The organism is Anabaena sp. CCY 9402-a (assembly GCF_963920945.1).
GTDB lineage: Bacteria > Cyanobacteriota > Cyanobacteriia > Cyanobacteriales > Nostocaceae > Trichormus > Trichormus minutissimus.
In genome coordinates this window covers 1-6,235 of sequence record NZ_CAWUDL010000144.1, presented here as the reverse complement: position 1 = coordinate 6,235, position 6,235 = coordinate 1, and the positions used below count along the sequence as shown (strand labels likewise).

The following is a 6,235-nucleotide window of genomic DNA, read 5'->3' as shown; positions in this document are numbered from 1 at the left end:
TATATCTCCTATAATCCCTTCACAGTCAGCTTTTTATCTTTTATAGACAAGTCTATTGGAGTCAGTGATAACTAACAGACCACTAACAACTCAGCACTCACTACTCAGCACTCAGCACTCACTACTCAGCACTCAGCACTCACTACTCATCACTAACCCTATGCTTCAGTTTCAACCGCCTGGTTTTGGGCATAAAGTCATCAATACATCTTTAGGGAAAACAGTTTACTATACTCAAACTGCTGTACCTTGGCTGAATACTGACACTGAAGACTTACCGCCATTACTATTTCTGCACAATTTTGGTGGTGGCGCATCTGCCTACGAATGGTCAAAAGTTTACCCGGCTTTTGCTTTTACTCATCGCATCCTCGCGCCAGATTTAATTGGTTGGGGAGAATCTGCTCATCCAGTTCGAGATTATCAGATTCAAGACTACCTGACAACAATTACCGAATTTATCACCCAAACTTGTCGCCAACCTGTAACAGTAGTAGCTTCTTCCCTAACTGCGGCTTTAACTATACGCTTGGCGATTCAGCAACCTGAATTATTCAAAAACCTGTGCTTGGTGTGTCCTTCTGGATTTGATGACTTTGGCCAAGGTGCAGGACGCAGACTACCACTACCAATAATTAATACACCCTTATTAGATAATCTCATTTATGCCCTTGGGGCTGAAAATGAACTTGCAGTCAGAAATTTTCTCGAAAGTTTCCTGTTTGCTCAACCAAAACGCGTCACTCCAGAGATAGTAGAAGCTTATCTTACCTCAGCACAGCAGCCTAATGCTAAATTTGCGGCTCTAGCATTTTTACGCGGTGACTTGTACTTTGATTTGAGTTTGTATATTCAACAACTCAAAATTCCCACAGTATTCTTCTGGGGAGAGAAAGCACAATTCACCAGCATCAAGCTAGGACGGCGGTTGATGAGTTTAAACTTAAGTGCTATTCAAGAATTTTATGCGATCGCAGATGCGGGAATCCTACCACATCTAGAATTACCAGCCGTATTTATTGGTCTATTACAGCGTTTTGTGTAAAGACTTTACCGAATTTTTATATAACTAGTTGTTCGCTGATGAAATTAGATCAGAAAATCAAACAAGTGTGTTTCATCAAACTAACCGGGCTAGTAAGTTCTACACAAAATGATTGCATTACCGCAAATATCTGCTCAAACGCAGCCATTAACCACCAACAAAGAAGCAGAATTGTTGGTCTATTGTGCTAACACTAAAATCGACCCAGAAACAGCAGCCAAAATTAAACAGCTAGTAATAGCAGAAATAGATTGGAATTATTTAATTAAAATTGCTATTTGGCATAGAGTACAAACACTTCTGTATTCGAGCCTCAAGGAAATTTGTCCAGATGAAGTTCCCCAGAGCATTTTGGAATCTTTACACACCCATTGTCAAAAAATCACGCTCAATAACTTACTTCTGGCGCACAAGCTTGTGAATATCCTGAAATTACTTACAGCTAATAATATTCGCGCCATTCCATTTAAAGGGCCTGTCTTAGCAACTTTAGCCTATGGTAATCTGGCACTACGAAAATTTGGCGACCTTGATATTTTAGTAACCAAGCAAGACATCCCCAAAACAATAGAACTTTTGCAAGCTCAAAAATACCAAACAAAAGAATATTTAACTGAAGCACAAAAAGAACTACAAGAAGTATTTTGCGAATACAGTTTGCTGAGTGAAGACGGCATGATATTAATAGACCTGCACTGGGAATTTACACCAACTTATTTTGCTTTTAAACCAAATTTTGATGTTTTGTGGGAACGCCTGCAACCTATCTCTCTTGCTGGTAGTGATATCCTGCAACTTTCCTTAGAAGACTCAATATTATATCTTTGCGTCCACGGTTGTAAGGATTTATGGCAAAGATTATCTTGGATTTGTGATATTGCCGAATTAATTAAATCTCACCCCGAACTTCAATGGACAAAACTCTTAGAGCAAGCTAAAAGGGAAGGTTGCGAACGAATGCTGCTACTAGGTTTATTCTTGGCAGAAGATATCCAAAAAATAAGTTTACCAGAAGAAGTTCAGCAAAAGATTCACAAAAATCCTATTACTACAACCCTCGCCACCGAAGTAAAAGAAAAACTGTGGATTCAAAGTGATGAACCACTAGATGTATTTGAAAGGTCTTTTTGGTCTTGGCGTTTAGCTTTTCATTTCCGAGTTATGGAAAGCTTTAAACATAGAGCTTTACTATGTATTTTTGTGTTGAGATTTGCCATGACTCCCAAAGATAAAGATTATGTCTCTTTACCTTTACCCAAATCCCTTTCTAGTCTTTATTATTTAATTCGTCCCATCAGATTAATCATCAAATTTGGATTAACACCATTGAAGCGGGGTCTTGATTTGTGTAATTCTTGGTTGAGTGATCAAAAGTTATGAGTGCTGTTAGTGGTAGCGGGGCGTTGAGCAGCGTGCTAAGTGTTGAGGTATGAGTTAAAAGTAACGCATCAGTTTGAAAAGTTACTCTGCGTTACTTTGCGGTAACTTCGCGCCCCTCTGCGTTAACAAAGGGTGGGAATTACCCACCCCCTCAAAATTACGAATATAGAGCTTTAGCAGTCGTCTCTCTATCTAACTTAAGCATTAACACACCCAAAGGTGGTAAACACAAATCCAGCGAGTAAGGATGATTGTGCATCGACCAATCATCAGTCCACTTACCGCCTAAGTTACCCATATTACTACCGCCATACTGACGGGAATCACTATTGAATAACTCAGTATAAAATCCTTTTTCTGGTACACCGACGCGATAGTGAGAATGTGGTTGCGGTGTAAAGTTACAAACCACTACCAGAAAATCCTCTGTATCTTTGTCACGGCGGATGAAGGAAACTACACTATGGCGGTTGTCGCTACAATCAATCCACTCAAACCCCTCTTTCGCAAAATCCTGAGTGTACAAAGCAGGCTCAGAACGGTAGAGATGATTTAATTCTTTGAAAAATGTTTTTAATTGTTCGTGAGGTTCATGCTGTAACAAATGCCACTCCAAATCTGCCCAGACATTCCACTCACTCCACTGTCCGAACTCCATGCTCATAAACATGGTTTTCTTACCTGGGTGAGCAAACATATAGGCAAATAAACTACGGACGTTAGCACACTTCTGCCATGTATCACCCGGCATTTTGCCAATAATGTTGCTCTTACCATGCACGACTTCATCATGAGACAAAGCCAGCATAAAGTTTTCGCTGTGGTTATACCACATACTAAAGGTGACATTGTTTTGATGGAACTGGCGAAACCAAGGGTCCATGCTAAAGTAGTCGAGCATATCGTGCATCCAGCCCATATTCCACTTCAGGTTAAAGCCCAAACCACCTGTATAGGTAGGCCAAGACACCATCGGCCAAGAAGTGGATTCTTCCGCAACGGAAACAACACCTGGGAAATAACTAAAGATTAGATGGTTTACCTGACGCAAGAAATCTGCTGCTTCTAAGTTTTCTCTTCCGCCGTATTGGTTGGTTAGCCATTCACCATCTTTACGGCAATAGTCTAGGTAGAGCATGGAAGCAACTGCATCTACCCGAATCCCGTCAATATGGTACTTGTCAAACCAGAACAAAGCATTGGCTACTAAGAAATTGCGGACTTCGTTACGGTTGTAGTTAAATACCAGAGTTCCCCATTCTTTATGTTCACCTTTGCGGGGGTCGGCGTGTTCGTACAGGTGAGTACCATCAAAGAACGCTAAACCATGCCCATCTTTAGGGAAGTGACCAGGAACCCAATCTACAATTACACCGATGTCGTTTTGGTGACATTGGTCAACAAAATACATAAAGTCTTCTGGACTACCAAAACGAGAGGTAGGAGCGTAGTAGCCAGTAACTTGATAACCCCAAGAACCGTCAAAGGGATGCTCGGCAATGGGTAATAGTTCTATGTGGGTGTATCCTAAATCTTTAACGTAGGGAATCAGGCGAGCAGCTAATTCTCGATAGGTCAGAAAACGTGCGCCTGGATTTAATTCCGCAGCAATGACTACAGGTTCGGTTTCCCCATTAGGTAATCTAGCTGGTTCTGCGCTGGAAGCTTGTAACCAAGAACCTAAGTGTACTTCGTAAACTGAAACCGGCTGCGTCAAAGGGTCTGTATGACGGCGTTTTTCTAGCCAGGTTTCATCTTGCCACTCGTAGGAATTTAAATCGGTGACTATAGAGGCTGTTTTGGGGCGGGCTTCTTGTTGAAAACCATAGGGGTCAGATTTTTCGTAAATGTGTCCTTCCCAGTTTTTGATTTCGTATTTGTAATGCGCTCCAATTGCTATTTCAGGAATAAATAATTCCCAAACACCTGTCGCCCCTTTACGCATCTGGTGTTTACGTCCGTCCCATTCGTTTAAGTCCCCTAGGACAGAGACATTGCGAGCATTGGGGGCCCAAACAGCAAAATATACCCCTTTGACACCACCAATTTCGGTGGGGTGCGCTCCTAGTTTTTCGTAGATGCGATGATGATTGCCTTCGGTAAATAAATGTAAGTCAAAATCTGTTAAGTGGGGAGAACGAAAAGCGTAGGGATCATAAATGACACGCTCATGTTCTCCTTCTTTTATCTTTAATTGGTAGTTGGATAACTCAGAAGTTTCAATAGTACATTCAAAGAAATTGGGATGATGTACCGATTGCATTGGATATTCTAGTCTTTGTTCAGGCAAGACTACCCATGCTGCACTGGCATTGGGTAGGTAGGCTCGGACAGCCCAAACGTTTTTGCCGTTTTGGTCTACTAGATGAGAACCGAGTATTTCAAAAGGATCTTGATGCTGATTCCAAACGATGCTATTAACCTGCTCAGGGGCGATCGTGGTCATGGACATTAAGCTACCTACGTAAAATAAACTGATTGACTAAATCGGGTTTTGTATATGTATATTCTTTACATTTATTTGCAATTTTGTCGCCATCGTTATCCTATCTCAGAATGAGTCACTGAGATTAGAGAAATGGGCGATACTGACAGGTGCAAGTTTTTGATAGTCTCTTTTCTCGCAGATGTAATACTTTACACTCAAAGACCTGGCATCACAAGTTAGCCCTCCGCCAACAGCCCAAGGCTGTAATACCAGCAAGAAGAAGCTATAAATGTTGTGACTTTACCCATAACTTTGCCGCCAGTGGAAGCATAAGTTTGCCGCAAACAACATTATAACCCTCATTATTGCGTCAGCTAATTTTGGATGAAATTGACAGTCTGGAAGCATAAGTTTGCCGTGAGTCCAAATTGGAAGGATAAGCTTGCCGTGAGTCCAATGAATCATAGAACGCAGGAAAGTGCCAGATTTTTATAGAATGGAGCAGAAGCGGTTCATGCTGGTATGGGATAGAAACTTTCGGCTATCCATCTGTTCCGAGTAACTACTGGAGTATTAGAAGCTCCTCATAACTAGTAAGAACATTGCGAACAATAGCCTAAACTGGATTGCCAGTCTAACCAAAGTAGTTGGCGATGACAGTAAGGACAATTTTGCACAAGAGGATGTTGATGTATTAAACAAACTTTAACACCTTTAAGTTTTTCTCAAAATTTCCATCTATGGCAACCATATTAATAAAAATACTTTAATCACTTATCAACAGGTTCAACAATATTTTCCAACTAATTATCAGAAGATTCAACCCAAGCAAATTTTTATTAAAGTGAATCCGATTCGCTCCCTGATTGCTGATAATTTAGTGAAAGGAATCTCTTGGTGGTCTAATTTTTGGGAAAAATTGGTGATAGAGGATTCAAAAGGATATTTATTTAACCAATTATTTCCCAATCGAGAAGGATTCATAATAATGGCAGAGAATAGTGAAGAAGACAAGCACTATCTTATTTTTATTAAGGTATTTCAGCAAGCTATGAAGGGCAACTTTGCTAAAATGTATGCCAAAGCAGAGTCAGGAAAAGAGCCTCTCATTAAGAAGAAAGTTGAACGATTAAGGGCAGAGCTAAACTATTGTTATGATGAATTATCGTTTAAGGAATATTTGTCTGACTTTTTAGTAAGAGGGGGATTAAATAAGTCTTTTAATGAGCATCAAGAAGAAATCTCACTCCTAATTAAAAAATCATCTTGGCAAGAACTGAGAATTTGGTCTTTGTTAGCGATCGCCAGTTATAAACCCAAAGATAAAGGGAGCATCCACTTTTGGCGGAAATACTCAAATAGCAAGTAAACCATTAAGATAA

Annotated in this window: 4 protein-coding genes; 3 read left to right on the top strand and 1 reads right to left on the bottom strand. The window is 40.3% G+C overall.

The features are described from left to right. Positions 1–160 precede the first annotated feature (160 nt). Both ACM0OR_RS27445 and ACM0OR_RS27440 read left to right on the top strand, forming a co-directional pair. Positions 161–1,045 (top strand): alpha/beta fold hydrolase, encoded by an 885-nt coding sequence (locus tag ACM0OR_RS27445; protein ID WP_414579567.1) that lies wholly within the window; start codon positions 161–163, stop codon positions 1,043–1,045. Between the two features lie 108 nt (positions 1,046–1,153). Then, positions 1,154–2,425 carry a nucleotidyltransferase family protein gene (locus tag ACM0OR_RS27440; RefSeq protein ID WP_414579564.1) on the top strand — a complete coding sequence of 424 codons (1,272 nt, stop codon included), beginning with the start codon at positions 1,154–1,156 and terminating at the stop codon, positions 2,423–2,425. A 157-nt stretch (positions 2,426–2,582) separates the two neighbouring features. Here ACM0OR_RS27440 and glgB read toward each other — a convergent pair whose 3' ends face one another. Continuing rightward, positions 2,583–4,871: a 1,4-alpha-glucan branching enzyme gene (glgB, locus tag ACM0OR_RS27435; protein WP_414579565.1), complete on the bottom strand. Its 2,289-nt coding sequence runs from the start codon at positions 4,869–4,871 to the stop codon at positions 2,583–2,585. A gap of 826 nt (positions 4,872–5,697) precedes the next feature. On the opposite strand from glgB, the gene cas8a1 reads away from it, so the two are divergent. Then, entirely contained in the window at positions 5,698–6,222 is a 525-nt protein-coding gene (cas8a1, locus tag ACM0OR_RS27430) for a CRISPR-associated protein Cas8a1/Csx13 (RefSeq protein WP_414579563.1), read from the top strand. The last annotated feature ends 13 nt before the right edge of the window (positions 6,223–6,235 follow it).